The sequence below is a fragment of the Undibacterium sp. 14-3-2 genome (assembly GCF_016595265.1).
Classification (GTDB): Bacteria; Pseudomonadota; Gammaproteobacteria; order Burkholderiales; family Burkholderiaceae_D; genus Undibacterium; species Undibacterium aquatile.
On sequence record NZ_JAENGS010000002.1, the window covers coordinates 600,245 to 616,089 of the forward strand.

11 protein-coding genes are annotated in these 15,845 nt (G+C 50.6%); 9 read left to right on the top strand and 2 right to left on the bottom strand.

Annotated elements, in window-relative coordinates; genetic code table 11:
• Positions 1 to 8: 8 nt before the first annotated feature.
• Together hrcA and Undi14_RS07215 are read right to left on the bottom strand one after the other, a co-directional pair.
• Complete coding sequence (gene hrcA / locus Undi14_RS07210) at positions 9 to 1,028, bottom strand: heat-inducible transcriptional repressor HrcA (RefSeq protein WP_186882857.1); 1,020 nt, start codon at positions 1,026 to 1,028, stop codon at positions 9 to 11.
• A gap of 44 nt (positions 1,029 to 1,072) precedes the next feature.
• Positions 1,073 to 1,759, bottom strand: coding sequence for an HAD family hydrolase (locus Undi14_RS07215; protein WP_200179007.1), 687 nt, complete (start codon positions 1,757 to 1,759; stop codon positions 1,073 to 1,075).
• Between the two features lie 74 nt (positions 1,760 to 1,833).
• Here Undi14_RS07215 and Undi14_RS07220 point away from each other — a divergent pair, with 74 nt between their 5' ends.
• The 9 genes from Undi14_RS07220 (at position 1,834) to Undi14_RS07260 (ending at position 15,839) form a co-directional block, all read left to right on the top strand.
• Positions 1,834 to 2,727, top strand: a complete 894-nt coding sequence (locus tag Undi14_RS07220) for an NAD kinase (RefSeq protein WP_186882855.1) — start codon at positions 1,834 to 1,836, stop codon at positions 2,725 to 2,727.
• Between the two features lie 153 nt (positions 2,728 to 2,880).
• On the top strand, positions 2,881 to 4,527 hold the full coding sequence (gene recN / locus Undi14_RS07225) for a DNA repair protein RecN (protein ID WP_200179009.1): 1,647 nt from the start codon (positions 2,881 to 2,883) through the stop codon (positions 4,525 to 4,527).
• A 13-nt stretch (positions 4,528 to 4,540) separates the two neighbouring features.
• On the top strand, positions 4,541 to 5,647 hold the full coding sequence (gene hemH, locus Undi14_RS07230) for a ferrochelatase (protein ID WP_200179011.1): 1,107 nt from the start codon (positions 4,541 to 4,543) through the stop codon (positions 5,645 to 5,647).
• Between the two features lie 11 nt (positions 5,648 to 5,658).
• Positions 5,659 to 6,486 carry a symmetrical bis(5'-nucleosyl)-tetraphosphatase gene (locus Undi14_RS07235; protein ID WP_200179013.1) on the top strand — a complete coding sequence of 276 codons (828 nt, stop codon included), beginning with the start codon at positions 5,659 to 5,661 and terminating at the stop codon, positions 6,484 to 6,486.
• 232 nt (positions 6,487 to 6,718) lie between these two features.
• Complete coding sequence (locus Undi14_RS07240) at positions 6,719 to 9,559, top strand: DUF1631 family protein (RefSeq protein ID WP_200179015.1); 2,841 nt, start codon at positions 6,719 to 6,721, stop codon at positions 9,557 to 9,559.
• A 57-nt stretch (positions 9,560 to 9,616) separates the two neighbouring features.
• Positions 9,617 to 10,261, top strand: a complete 645-nt coding sequence (locus Undi14_RS07245) for a hypothetical protein (RefSeq protein WP_200179017.1) — start codon at positions 9,617 to 9,619, stop codon at positions 10,259 to 10,261.
• A gap of 732 nt (positions 10,262 to 10,993) precedes the next feature.
• The gene (locus Undi14_RS07250; protein ID WP_200179019.1) at positions 10,994 to 12,775 is read left to right on the top strand and encodes an IucA/IucC family siderophore biosynthesis protein; all 1,782 of its coding nucleotides are present in this window, start codon (positions 10,994 to 10,996) and stop codon (positions 12,773 to 12,775) included.
• The gene (locus Undi14_RS07255) at positions 12,772 to 13,920 is read left to right on the top strand and encodes an MFS transporter (protein WP_200179021.1); all 1,149 of its coding nucleotides are present in this window, start codon (positions 12,772 to 12,774) and stop codon (positions 13,918 to 13,920) included. Before Undi14_RS07250 ends, Undi14_RS07255 begins: the two co-directional genes overlap by 4 nt.
• Positions 13,917 to 15,839, top strand: coding sequence for an IucA/IucC family protein (locus Undi14_RS07260; protein WP_200179022.1), 1,923 nt, complete (start codon positions 13,917 to 13,919; stop codon positions 15,837 to 15,839). Before Undi14_RS07255 ends, Undi14_RS07260 begins: the two co-directional genes overlap by 4 nt.
• Positions 15,840 to 15,845: the final 6 nt, after the last annotated feature.

The window sequence follows — 15,845 nt, forward strand, 5'->3', positions numbered from 1 at the left end:
TTTCTCTTTTACTGACTCAAGGCGTTAGAAAGTAATTTCGCCGTAATATCAACAATCGGTATCACTCTTTCATACGCCATTCGCGTCGGACCGATCACCCCCAGGGTGCCGACAATCTTACCGTTAACCTCATACGGCGCAGTGACAACGCTCATCTCATCCATAGGCAACAACTGCGATTCCCCACCGATAAAAATCTGCACGCCTGTCGCTTTACAAGATACGTCCAGCAATTGCATCAGACTGCTCTTTTGCTCGAACATGTCGAACAGCTTACGCAGTGATGTCATGTTGGACGATAAATCCTGCACATTCAGTAAATTGGTTTTTCCTGAAATAACCATTTCATCACTTTGCTCAGACAAGGCATCACTGCCCGCTTCGACAGCTGCTTGCATCAGACTGGTCATATCTGTTTGCAACTGCCGTAATTCGCTATTAATACCGAGGCGTGCATCTTCAAAAGCATGTCCGCTGAAATTCTGATTCAGATAATTAGCTGCCTGCGACAACTGCGCTGGGGTGTAATCAATATCCGTCAGGAGCAAGCGGTTATGCACTTCTCCGGTCGGTGCCACAACCACCAGCAAAATGCGCTTTTCCGACAGCCGCAAAAATTCGACCTGCTGAAAAATGGATTCGGTTTTCGGCGTCATAACAACACCGGCAAATTGCGACAACGAGGATAATATCTGTGCGGCATTCGCAATGATTTTTTGCGGGGGTTGAGATAACAAACCCGATTGCAGCCGGGATTCCAGCCCCAGCTCGCTGATTTCCTGCACCGTCAGTAATTTATCAACAAATACGCGATAACCTTTGGGGGTGGGAACGCGGCCAGCCGACGTATGCGGGCTGGCAACCAAACCCATCTCCTCCAGATCAGCCATCACATTACGGATCGTCGCCGGCGACAGATCAAGACCGGAAATTTTTGAGAGAGCACGCGAACCTACAGGCTGACCATCGGCAATGTAGCGTTCTACGAGGGCTTTTAAAAGAGTTTGAGCGCGAGTGTCTAGTAGCATCTGTTCATTTTATGCGACTGAAGCAAACATGAACATAGAAAACTTCATAACCATTTTGTCAAATCATGTAAATTTTTAAATTCCGCATCAGGCTGAATATGTTGATGGCGGTCATCCTTGATCTCCAGACTATGCCGGTTCATCCACGCTCCGCGCAAGCCTGCCTGTTGCGCGCCTTGCACGTCGAGCAATAAATCATCGCCGACATATAAGGCTTCGTGCGGTTTTACGCCCAGTGCTTCACAGGCGGCGAGAAATATGCGCGGATCAGGTTTGGCGCAACCAAACTCACGTGCCGCAATCGATGTACGGAAATGTGAAGCAAGACCAATTTCACGCAGATCAGCAAAGCCATTTGAGACCGAGCCCAACAGAACCCGCTGCGACAATACCTTTAGCGCTGGAACGACATCATCATACAAACTGACCTGATTGCGGGCATCGGCAAATACCGCCATGGCCTGATCGGCCTTCGCGACAGGCACATCATGTTCTGCGAATATCTGGCTAAGCAAGGTATGTCGCAAGGCCCACAGGTCGTATTGAAAACGGGGATCCGTTGGTACCAGCTTATTGCGCCGTTGCCGCATTGATTCGACGGAATAATTCGCTGCCACGGCCGGTACATGTTCCAGCATCCACTGATACAAGCTCGCTTCCGCATGTTGAATCACCGGCGCAACCGGCCACAAGGTATCGTCTAAATCCAGTAATACAGCTTTAATTGTCATAAATAGCAGTCAGTTGATTCATTTCTACGCTAATTATGGTCTAATCTGACGAATCACGTCACCACTCTTTTTTTATGACTGTCCCTTCAAAAACGATTGCACTTGTTGGTAAATTTAATGCTCCCGGTATAGCAGAATCAATGAGTGAACTCGCCAGCTTTCTTGACCGCGCAGGCAATACGGTTGTGATCGAAGCTGAAACGGCGCAATACATAGAATTACCGGGGTTTCAGGCCATGTCAGTCGCGGACATAGGAAAACATGCAAATGCCGCGATTGTGGTCGGTGGCGACGGTACGATGCTCGGTATCGCCCGGCAACTGGCGCAATACCATATCCCGCTGATAGGCATTAATCAGGGGCGACTCGGTTTCATTACAGATATCCCGCTCGATCGTATGATTCCGGTGATTGCTGAGATGCTGGAAGGCAAATATGTCTCTGAACGGCGCAGCCTGCTGCAGGCTATCGTTGTCCGTGAAGGACATCAGATCTTCAGCGGTCTCGCCTTTAACGACATTGTGGTGTCACGCGGGACCGGTTCCGGCATGGTCGAGCTCAGTGTCGAAGTCGATTCTCACTTCATGTACAACCAACGCTCGGACGGATTGATCGTCTCCACCCCAACTGGCTCCACTGCGTATTCTCTCTCAGCAGGCGGGCCGCTGCTGCACCCCAGCCTGAGCGGCATCGTCATGGTGCCGATTGCACCACATGCTTTATCGAATCGCCCTATCGTGCTACCTGAAAGCAGTGAAATCGTGATCGAAATCGTTGCCGGACGCGACATCAGCGTCAACTTTGACATGCAAACCTTTGCCAGCCTGTTGCGTCAGGATCGCATCGTCGTCAAACGTTCCAACCACACGGTGACTTTCCTGCATCCTCAGGACTGGAATTATTACCATACGCTGCGGGAAAAACTGCACTGGAACGAATACCCTACCGTGGAAGGCGCACTGAATTAATGGCAAACAACTCTCCGCTGAACCGGGGGATGCAAGACGCTGCTTATAGGGTTACTTATTGCTAAAATAGCTTTGCTAATCCAGTCTGAATTTTTTCCTTTTTTCATTTCGTTTTTTTATTTCGTTTTTTTATTTTTAACTACTCCTGCTCCTATGCTGCGCACGCTTGCCATTCGTGATTTTGTCATTGTTGATGTTCTTGAACTGGAATTTTCATCCGGCTTCAGTGTCCTGACGGGTGAAACCGGCGCGGGTAAATCGATACTGATCGATGCGCTGACACTGGCACTCGGCGGGCGTGGGGATGCGAGCATGGTGCGCGAATCTGCCGCGAAAGCAGATATCTCTGCCGAATTTTCGGTTTCGGATAATGTCCAGCAATGGCTGCTGGAAAATGAATTCAGCGATCCTGAGCAACAGTTGATTCTGCGCCGCACGATCGATAACGCGGGACGCTCGAAGGCCTGGATCAACGGCATCACAGCCACCGCGGCGCAATTACGCGAACTGGGTGATCTGCTGGTCGATATCCACGGGCAACACGCGCATCAGTCTTTACTCAAAGCAGAAGCACAACGCTCGCTGCTGGATATGCAAGGCGGCTTACAAGAGAGCGCCGCAGAAGTTGCGACACGTTACAAAGCATGGCGTAATCTGAGCCGGCAGCGCGAAGAATTTGAAACCAACGCCAAGAATGTCTTGCAAGAGCGCGAGCGTCTTGAATGGCAGGTAGGTGAACTCGACAAATTGCAAATCAAAGCAGGCGAATGGGAAAACATCAGTCAGGAACACAGCCGTCTGGCACATGCAGCAAGCCTGCTTGATGGCGCGCAAGAAGCGGCCACCCTGATTTCGGATTCAGATCATCCAGTGCTATCGCAACTGACTGCCGTACAACAAAAATTACTCAAGCTGCTGGATTACGATGCCGCGCTGAAACCGGTGACTGAAGCGCTGGAATCTGCCTGCATCAATTTGCAGGAAACAACTTACGCGCTGAACGATTATCTGAATCGCACCGAGCTCGATCCGGCACGCTTACGTGAAGTCGAACAACGCGTCGAAACCATACATACCACTGCGCGCCGCTTTCATGTCGCTCCTGAATATTTACATCAGGAATTTGCAACTTTATCTGAGCAATTAAAACAGTTGTCCGATGCCAGTGATATGGATGCGCTTCGCTTGCAGGAAGAAAAAGCGTATCAGCATTATCTGCAAGCGGCGCAACAACTGAGCAAAGCGCGCGAAAAAACCGCAAAAACACTGAGTGTTGAGGTAACGGCGGCAATGCAAGAATTAAGCATGACCGGTGGCAGTTTTGCCGTCAGTCTGAATGCTTGTGAGCCTGCCGCATACGGTATCGAACAGGTTGAATTTTTAGTCGCCGGTCATGCCGGGGTGCAAGCCCGTCCGCTGGCAAAAGTGGCGTCCGGTGGCGAGCTGGCACGCATCTCTTTAGCCATTTCCGTCATCACGTCTGGTGCGACGGCAACACCTACCTTGATTTTCGATGAAGTTGACAGCGGTATTGGTGGCGGTGTTGCGGAAGTAGTCGGACGTTTACTGAAACGTCTGGGACAAGACCGGCAGGTATTATGCGTCACCCATTTACCACAAGTGGCGAGTCAGGCGAATCAGCATTTTCAAGTCAGCAAAACAAATCACGACGGCAAAACCATCTCTCATATCGATGCTCTTGATAACAAACAACGCGTCGAAGAAATCGCCCGCATGCTGGGTGGCATAGAAATCACCGCAACCACTCGTAAACACGCCAGAGAATTACTGGCCTCTTAAAAAAATAAATACCATGCGCTTTCTGAAAGAACCTGATTACTCCCACGGAAAAATCGGAAAAACGGCGGTCGTACTGATTAATCTCGGTACGCCGGATGCACCGACCAGACCGGCAGTACGCCGCTATCTGAAACAGTTTTTATGGGACAGACGTATCGTTGAAGTACCCCGCGCAATCTGGTGGCTGATCCTGCAGGGCATCATCCTGCCTTTCCGCTCCGGCCAGTCCGCAAAAAAATATGCGTCTATCTGGACCAATGACGGCTCGCCGCTGAAAGTACACACGGAAAAACAGGCCGTACTACTGAAGGGCTATCTTGGTGAACGTGGTCATGAGGTACACGTCACTTATGCGATGCGCTACGGCACACCATCGATACCCGATGTGCTGCAAAAGCTGAAAGCAGATGGTTATGATCGCTTATTGATTTTGTCGGCTTATCCACAATATTCTGCGACAACGACCGGATCGAATTTCGACGCGGTGTTCAGCCATTATCAACAGGTCAGAAATATTCCTGAACTGCGTCTGGTCAAAAATTATCATGATCACGAGGCTTACATAGAAGCGCTGCGGCTATCGGTGCTGGCAAGCTGGCAAACCAACGGCAGGCCGGAAAAACTGGTCATGAGTTTTCACGGTTTGCCAAAAGCCTTTCTGCTGCGCGGTGACGTCTATCATTGTGAATGCTATAAAACCGCACGCCTGCTTGCTGAAAAGCTAGGCCTATCGAAAGATCAGTACATCGTCACTTTCCAGTCGCGTTTAGGAAAAGCCGAATGGCTGCAACCCTACACTGCACCAACGGTAACGCAACTCGCCCAAGATGGGGTGCGGCGCGTTGATGTGATCTGCCCCGGCTTCATCGCCGACTGCCTGGAAACGCTGGAAGAAATTGCGATGGAAGTACGGGCTGACTTTCTGCAAGCCGGTGGTAAAGAATTTAATTACATTCCTTGTCTGAACGAATCGCCATCCTGGTTACGCGCTCTGGCGGAAATTGCGGAACAACATCTGATCGGCTGGCCAACCATGCTGACGGTCAGCATGCGCGAAGAACAGAAGCAACAGGCACTGCTCAGCCGCGCCGAAGCCAAACGCATGGGTGCGAATCAATAAGCGCCAGAGACATGACGACAGCAACATATTTTATCGGTGACATTCAAGGTTGCGACGATCAGCTGGGTGAACTGCTGCATCGCATAGAACAGCACTCACGTTCCGCCCGCTATCTGTTTGCCGGTGATCTGGTGAATCGCGGGCCGAAATCCTTGCAGACTCTGCGTCGCGTCCGTGCTTTGCAACAAGCCGGGCGAGCAGAGAGTGTGCTTGGGAATCACGATCTGCATCTGCTTGCGGTTGCTCATGGCATACGTCCCGCGCATCGCAGCGATACGCTTACAGAAATATTAAATGCGCCGGATTGCGCTGAATTGCTGGAATGGTTGCGCCAGCGGCCGATGGCGATAACAGAGCAACAGCACTTACTGATCCATGCCGGACTTTTCCCATCGTGGTCAGCCGAAAAAACCATGGCACTCGCGGGTGAAGTGGAAACCATGTTGCGCAGTGCGGACTGGCTGGGCTTTTTACGGCAAATGTATGGCAATACTCCGGCTTACTGGGATGACGGTTTACAGGGAGCAGATCGCTTGCGCTGCATCGTCAATGCCCTGACACGGATGCGTTTTTGCAGCATCGAAGGACAGATGGATTTTGCCAGCAAGGATGGCGTCGGTACTGCTCCGCAAGGACATGCGCCCTGGTTCGATCTGCCACGTGCCTCGGACAACAGCACGGTAGTGTTTGGTCACTGGTCCACCTTAGGACTGGTATTACGTTCCAATCTGATCAGCCTTGATACCGGTTGCGTATGGGGTGGTAAGCTGACCGCAGTTGCTCTTCACGACAGAACGCTGGTACAGATCGACTGCCCGCAACAGCAAAAACCAGGCTGAGATAAGCAACATTTTTCCCATTAGAAACAATCTAACGGCAAGTGCGCGCTCAGCCCACTTGCCGTTGTTGTATTCATGACGGCGACGACGCAAAACAGTTGTGAACAATGTTTAAAACATTACATTCAAATAATAATTTAGCAATCTTCTGATCTATACTTCCAGATAACAAATTTGTTACATTTATTACGTTTTTAAACATGTGCCTGCGCGCAAAATCTGGGAAAAATATATGGATCCGAATGAATTTCTGCCCGCCACCCGAACAGAGTTTCACCGGACCTTTCTGAGCAGCATAGAAGCTGCAACACCGCACACACTGGAAGCCTTATTTAAAAAAGCCGAGGCCGCCCGCAGCTCAACAGAACAAAGAGATTATCTGCATGCCAGCATGCGCCTGCGGCAAGGCAGGCAAATGCTCGATGCCATGAGCGAAGCGATGGATGGCTTGCTGAACCGGAGCTTCCAGACCACCTACAATACGTTTCGCCCGGCATCCATCTTAAAAATGCAAAGCGACAGTCTGTCACTGGTCGATTCGCATGCGCTGGAAAACGAACTGCTGCTCAATGAAATTACGGCGCGTTTCCGTGCCGAAGCAGAAGAGCAGATACGCGATCTGAATATACGTATCGCGCTGTTGTTCAGTCAGGAAAAAATCAGCGAACGAGAGAATCCTTTCCGGCCGTATTTAATCACCCGCAGCATCGCCAGCGGCATAGAAAAATTTGAACTGGACGACGATATTTCTGCGGCCGTTATCGCACAGATTGCAGAAGATCTGACGCCACATATCGGTAAAATTTATGATGCAGTGAATAACTACTTCGCCGCCAAAGGGGTGGCAGCGGAACTACAGTTAAAAATCAAGAAAACACCGCCCGCTACAACCACTGCAAACACGGCGACAGCTGTCGCCGCGCCTGACACGTCCCCGCAGGTCAACGACAGTATGCCCTCCACGGATACGCATAATGAAGGTGCAATGCCGGGCGCGATGTATCAACAATCATTCTCAGGCAACGAAGGATTGCCTTCATCAGCATATCCAGCGCAACAGTTACAAGCCACTCCGGCGGCGACACCGGTCAGCAAAGTCGAACAATTATTCAACAGCGTGCGGGATCTCGCAGCTGGAATAAGCGCCAGCAAAATCGGGTCAGCAACACAGCAATTCACTCAACAACTGGTGCAACAAGCCGCGTCTGCTTTTACATCACAGCCGAAAGTCGTTGCGCCATATCCGGGATTGGACGGATACGCCGCGCCGTTGGCAGACCCAGGTCAGGCACGGGCCAGCGCATTTCAATGGCTGGAAAAAAATCAATCCGTCGGCTCGACCTTACGACAGTTATTCGGTGGCCACGGGGAGATAAACAGCACGAACGACAACGCAACAAATCGTACAGCCAATAGCGCCAGCAATAGTGTCAACAACAATCTTAACGCCCGCAATGGCGTAGCAACTGGCAATGCGGAAGGGCATGCCATCGGCCAAACGCTGAACGGCGCCCACCACCTGCCACACACAGCATACGGATCAGCACAAACCAGCGCGACACCAACGGCAAATAGCGACCATCGCAACCATTCCGACCCCGCTTACAGCATCACTGATAGCAATCATTCAGAGACCAGTACAGGCATAGTACGGTCGGTGCATGAGCTACAAAAAAATAACATCATTGCCGGCGAACAGATGTTCAATCATCTGGGCGGCATCCGTAATCTGATACTGGAGCAAAGAACCACGCTCAATGACATGACGGACAATGTCGATGAGCAGATGACCATTGATGTCGTCGCAATGCTATTTGAATTTATTTTGAGCGATCCGCAGGTGCCGGCAGAAATACGTGCGCAGCTGGGGCGATTGCAATTTCTGGTGCTGAAAATCGCCCTTCGCGATCAGACTTTGCTGACCCAGAAAGGGCATCCGGCACGCATGCTGATCAATCGTGTCGGCTCGATTTCACTGGGACTGAAACAGATAGATCCAACGGGTGCGCACATCACACAGGAAATCTGCCGCATCGTCGAAACATTACTGGAAGACGACAGCGAAAATTCGCAATTATTCATCCGCATGCTCGATGAGTTTGATGCGTTTATCGCGCGTGAATTGCGCTCCAGTGAGCAAACGATTGCGCACACCGTAGAAGCTATAGAAACCGCGCAGAACCGCACCTTGCGGCTGGTGCATATCTCGGCGCAGTTACGCGAGGTCTTGCAAAAACTGCAGATTGATCCCTATCTGCGTGATTTTTTAGAAAATACCTGGGTACATGCGATCGAATATGCCGAACGTGAAGATGCCAAACGCGGTATCCGTTATCGCCTGCTGATTCCCGATCTGCTGTGGAGCATCGTTGCCAAACTGAACGAAGAAGACCGCACTCAACTGTTCGCTTTGCTACCCATCATACTGAACACGTTGCGCGAAGCACTGACTGCGATTCAGTGGAATAACGCTAAGCAGAAACATTTGCTCGACTGGCTGGTGGATGCTCATACGAATGCCTTGCGTACCGTGCAGCAGTCGCTTAAGCCGCAGACACGTTCATTAAGCTTACCGGCAATTCATGAGCATTTTGCCGACTTCATCTATCACAACGAAGCCTCGCAGGAAGCATTGCACGAACAGTTGCGTGCGCCGGAAACCCAGCAAAGACTGGACAAAGCAATACGCGACCTCGACATTCAGGTGCAGATGCTGGATGAGTTTTTTGATAGCGAGTTAGCGACGGAAAGTGCCATTGCTGAAAAGCCCGCCGACGCCGTGGAATTTACGCAGGAAGTCATACAGGAACGCCTGCGCAGCGGTATCAGCCTGGAAGTGAAACTGGGAATCAAACCCAGTATCGCCACGCTGAACTGGGTTGATCCATCACATCATAATCTGGTGCTGACGCTGGCAGGCAATGAAAAACCCTCGCTCGTCAGTGTGCGTATGTTCCGCCGCATGATTGCTCACGGTCGTGTACGTTTTCTCGAAAATGAGCCGCTGTTTGAACGCGCGGTACAAGCCTTGTTGACTTCGGCAGATGCGATTGACCATCCTGCATTCGCTTGAACTTTATAACGACCTCGGGTGTCAGAGGCGATACTGCCAACCAGACCATCGCCTGTCATGACTGTGATCTATCGCCACGATGAATGGGATGCACAACGCACAACCGTGCGGCTGTGCTCTGCACTACTGGCGGCGGGAGTCACGCTGCTATTGATATTAGCCCTGTCGCGTCCGCTCGATATCATCAAGACGTCCGATACTTTCGTTCATCCAGTGTCAGCCATGCTGTTGCAATTTCCACTGAATATCCGCCTGGCTGTCAACGCTGTGCAAGATACGCCTGCGGCGACTACGCCGACTTCCGATGCTATGCGTAAGGTACGCAAAAAATCAGTCTCGACTACCGTATCGACAAGCGCTGCCGACACTCCTGAAAGCGTTAATGTACCGGTCTCTGCCACCGCTAACACTGCAAACGATTCAGTGCCTCTGGATATCAGCCCGCAAAGTATTGCCAGAGCCTATCAGACAAGTAAAAGTGAATTGCAGCAACGTGCCGAAGCCAGTGGCAAAAACCTGGAAAATGCGGCACCGGGTAAATATGAGCGTTTGCAGAAAGATTTACAGCAGGCGACGATTCCGGGATGTACCGATGACGATGCATTAAAACATCGTCCGGCAAAAATCGGCGGCGTTTCCTTTATCGGTTTACTTGCAGCACCGTTCTGGGCACAGGCGGCGATATCGGGGAAATGTCGCTGATTCCGCTGCGACAGAAGAGAGCCTCACTCATACACTGACTGCTAGCCGAAAAATACTCCAGAGAATAGATCCGGGTTATGAAAGCCTCATACGGAATGCGATAACCGGGACACTTTCATCATCGATGCGCAGAACGACGGCGTGATCGAATGTTTCGCCCCATCGTTCAGCCAAGTCGTGCCTGCCATTCAATCAGGACAAGTTTGCGAGGCGGGCTGCTCTCGTCCATCCTTGGACTCATTCACATTATTGAGATGCTCGCGTACTGTTACTGTTGGTCAGGAGCACCAGATCGAGGCCGATGACGGAGATGGACGATTTTTGTACTCAATGGTGCCTGCAAACTTTGTAAGTAATGCCATATGCAACACTCCGAATACCTACTGCTCAAACGCGGATGGTGACACACCCGAGTGGAAATTATTGAATGTTTCCCTCTCATCTGTAAATTATCGCGCGCTGTTTGACAGCGATGCAACTACCTCATGATGCAAATAAATTATTTTCTTACCAAGAGTAAGTTATTCATTTATTTATTGCAAATGATAATCATTCTTATTTATAATTGAATGAATCACATGCAAATGCAGATGACAACCCGCCAACTTGGGGCGTAAGTAAGCATATACCGGACACATACAGATGGAACAAGTGACAGTCCGGTATTCGTCGAAGCTATGCTCAACGTCAAGCTAAAAAATCTAAACTGATTTATTTTTTGAAGCCCCATCTATGATTAGCAATATCTCTTATCTGGAAGATCACTCTCAGTCTTACTATTTTGAAGCAGCCGGGCGCACATTGCGTCAGTTCATTTCTGCATTTTGGTTCGAAGGCACTTTATGCGGGCATGTGGAGCGATGCAATGATGGCAATACCAATCTCTATTTGCAAGGGGAAAATGAACAGGGACAACGATACGCTTATCGCATTCAGGCTTATCCGGCAGACAGCTTCGGCCGTCACCGCTTACACGGCGCAATCATAGATGCTGAGATTGGATTGGCTCACTCTGACATCACAACTATTGCCACGAATCTACTGGGATCAATAGCGTCACAGCATCGATTGCGCTTCATCAACGAATTAATTCACACGGCAGCCAAGCAGACTTGCTCATTGCAGGCACGAAGGAATGCAGGACCATCTGGTTCCGCGCTAGATTTGCCTTATGCCTGGCAAGAAGCGCAGTTGGGCGAAGGACATCTCTACCACCCTTGCTACCGTTCTCGCATAGGCTTTGACCTGACAGACCACCAGCGTTACGGTCCAGAGTTTGCTCAGGGATTTACACTGATCTGGCTGGCAATGGATAAGAGACTCGGTGTCGTATATGGCCTCGCCGACGACGAATATGCACGTTTCCTGGAAACAGAAATTGGTAAGGAGAATCTGCGCTCCTTACAATCCGTGATCACCCTCGCGGGTAAAGAAACAGACAATTATTATTTACTGCCTGTCCATCCATGGCATTGGCAACATAGCGTGCAGATTCAATACGCCGATTGGCTAGCTGACGCTCGTCTGCTTTATGTGGGTTCAGATCAAACGACTTGGTTAGCCCAGCAATCTATACGCTCCCTGACTTCGCTCGCTGGTGAGTATAAATATCATCTGAAGCTGCCATTAGCAATCGCCAATAGTTCAGCTGATCGCATACTGTCTGATCATCACGTACACAATGCGCCCCTCATTTCGGAATGCTTGCTTCAATTGTGGCGTGAGGATCGCTACTTGCAAGAACATGGTCGCCTGGAGATATTAGCGGAGCCTGTGGGCATTAGCTTAACACCAGCAGCATCAAATGAAGGCCGATATGGTCTGCTGGGTGCCATTTGGAGACAGCCACCCAGTTGCAGGCTCAAGCCAGGTGAACGCGCATTTCCCTGCACCGCCCTGACCGTCCTTGGTGAATCTGGCTTAATTATTGCGCCGTGGTTGCAACAGCATGGCGCCGAAACCTGGATCGCAGCGCTGCTGAAGGCCATGCTTCCGCCTTTTATACACCTGATGATCGCACACGGTATTTTGTTAGAAGCGCATGCGCAAAATACCGTGCTCATCGTCAAAGAGGGTCTGCCAACAGGCGTTGCAATTCGTGACTTACCTGGTGGCCTGCATTACATCGCTGGATACACACAGCACGAGGTCAGCTTGCGCCAATTACGCGAGGCACCCGCGCACCGTAACAATGCCAATGCCAGCAATGGCTTCGCCATGCAGACGAAGGAAGAGGCGCGGGATTATCTGCTGGAAGTCCTGCTATTTATCCACCTGTCTGAATTAGCGCATCGGCTCGAATTGCATCATTCCTTTGGCGAAAAACGTTTCTGGCAACTTGCAAAGCAAGCGGTACTGGACTATCAGATACAAATGCCGCAACTAGCGACCCAGTTTGAACAGTTCGATTTATTCGCACCGCAATTACGGTTAGAAAAATTAGCGAGCAGACGCCTTTCCGCGGCACAGTCGCAGGAATTTCACAGCGCTCCTAATCCTTTACACCGAACATGATGCGACAAACCATTTTCATTACCGTCCTGGGTCATTTCGGTGCGGCTTTTGCTGCACTATGTATGCCGCCATTTTATGCACATATCCTGCATCAGAACTTTTCCAATCAGGCACTGGTCATGGCCGGGTGGTACTTTACCCTGCCTACACTGGCGGCGGCCATTGCGAATCCAATCTGGGGCAAGTTGGCAGACCGTATAGGTATACGTGCTTCGTTGATCCGTGCACATTGGGGTTTATGTCTGAGTTTTATCGTCACAGGAATGGCGCGCACCCCCTGGGAATTCGCGTTTGGATTAACTTTGCAAGGATTGCTGGGTGGGACGTTTGCCGCTTCCAATGCTTTTCTGGCCTCGTTTGTCTGCGGCAAGCGACTGGCGACCTTGCTCAGTGTCATGCAAGGCTCAGCACGCACTGCCCTGTTTGTCGGCCCGGCCATCATCGGCTTATTGAGTGATGATCTCAATTTACTGCATATCTTTTTCTATCTGGCGATTTTCCCTGCGCTTACGGGATTGGTCTTATTTCTTTTACCCGCATACAACAGCATTTCCTCTGAGCACAGAGCAGACAGCGAGGCATCACACCAAAGAGCCCCGGTTGCCATAATCAAAACCAGCAGTTTGTATCGCTTTCAAGCGCTATTTACAATAGGTACCGTACTCACCTACCCCTATTTTGTCATCGATCTGACGCAACGCCTTGAGCTGTCAGAGATCTGGGCCGGCGCTTTGTTTGGTTTGCCGCATCTCTTGTTCTTGTTTCTGGCATGGCCGCTAGGGCGCTATATCAACCTCTCCAATGCGCGATCTGCATTGGCACGTTTTTCAGCACTCACTTGTGCAGGACTGCTATTGCAAGTCACCACCACCCATCTCGCTATGTTGATTGCAGGACGCTTAATGATGGGCATCGGTATGACCGGAGCATATCTGGCAATTAACAGCCTCGCGGCCTCTACAACACAACGAGCGAGCGCTGGTCGGCACTTTGGTAATTTGGAGGGAGCCAACAAATGGGGGGCTGTGTTGGCAGGAATTCTCGCAAGCGGACTGGCCACAGCCATGGGCTATACCGCTCCTATCTGGTTGGCTTGTACCTTATTGGCCAGCCTGTCTATTTTGATCGAAAGTAAACGCCTATGAACGCTAGATTATCGCGGTTCGCCCGGAACCTCTGGCCGGACCATTTTTCCTTTCTTCCTCATTCGCTTTTGCCTCAGGCAAAACCAGCGGAAAACCCTGCAGTTGCGCTCACGACCAAGGACTATGCCCAATTGCAACACGCACGTGTTTTGCTCAATTGCTATGCGCGCGAAGTCGCCATGCAAGAACACAATCTGGCGGTGCGCGCTATTGCACACACGCGCTTTCCTCCGCCCGCACTGACACAGTATCAAGGGCAAGTGTTAGACATACAATTACCACGTATGCACAGCCGTTTTTGCGTCGGTGTCAGACATGTTTCGGTCACAGGAAACTACGATTACATTACCGATATTTATCGGCAAGATCAGCGCCACATTTGGACGCTGGCAAGCTGGCACGATATCGCCCACCTCATCGTTTCTGATCTTTCCCTGCGTGAAAACACTGAATTTAATAGCGAGCTCTTGCAACAGATCGAGGAAAGCATCGCGACCATGCAGCACTTATTAGAAGCCCAACAAGGTAGGGAAAATCCGCCTCATACCGCCGCCCCCCTGCTGCAATACATACACAGTGAACAGCATTTACTCACCGGGCATCCCTTCCATCCAACACCTAAAAGCCGTTCTGGCTGGACCAGACTCGAAGAAAAAAATTATTCGCCGGAACACGGTGCCCGGTTACAACTACACTATTTCCAGTTGCCTCGCCGCTGGATCATCAGCGACAGCCTTGATGAGCAAGACCTATCACTCCATTTGCAACAATTAACCGGGCATCCTTGGCAAGCAGAGTGTGATCACATCATCGTGCCGCTACACCCATGGCAAGCAAATTGGCTCTTGCAGCAAGACTGCATCAAAGCGGCGCTTGCGGCAGGCGAGATACGTGACCTGGGAAGTAGCGGCAAACCGTTTTATCCCACAGCATCGATACGCACTATGCTGGCAGAAGATGGAAGCGCTTTCCTGAAGTTGTCGCTCAACCTGCGCATCACCAATTGCATACGCAATAATGCGCGCCACGAACTTGCAGCCGCATTGACCGCAAGTCGTTTATACCGTCAGATGAAGGACGAAATATTGGTGTTGTTCCCGCATTTTCATGCGCTGGAAGAACAGGCTTATCTGAGCGTGGCATTTCCCACGGATGCACTGCAAGGCGAGCGGCAACATAAAGAAATCGAAGATGGTTTTGGTCTGGTTTTACGCGAAGGTCTGACGAATCACCTCAGGCAAGGCATCACCCCGATGATATGTGCCGCGCTCTTTGGAAATGGGCAAACCGGACGTCTGCACGTAGCCAGTCTGATAGAACGATATTCTCATCGCCGCAGCCTGTCCCTGAGCCAGGGCATACGGCTATGGTTTAACAGTTACGCCGAACTGGCCATCTACCCACTGTTCTATCTGCTGTTTGAAAAGGGCATAGTCTTAGAACCGCACATGCAAAATAGCATCGTGGGCTTAGACGACGATGGTGCACCTGCCAGTTTCATTGTCCGTGATCTGGAATTAACAAGGCTTACTCCCAAGGCGCACGAAAGACTGAGCGTATTACAACCAGGCCAGCAGACTCATAAAGAAATTTGTTGCAGCGACGAAGCTGGCTGGACACGCATAGCCTATTGCCTGCTGGTGAATAATATTTGCGAAGTGATTGCCACCCTCGCCAATGGCAATCACGCACTGTATCTCGATCTGTGGGCTTGCCTGCGTAATACCCTGCAAAGTTATCTTGTGCGATTTCCTGATGCCGAAGCTACACGTCGCATACAAGGATTGTTGTCGGGTGAGCCCTTGCCGGTCAAAGGAAATTTATTGACACGCTTTTTAAAACAGGCCGACCGCAAAGCCGCTTATCTCCCTTTGTACCATCCTTTGGGTGTGGTCAACGAAACAAATCCTCAATTTTAAACCCAT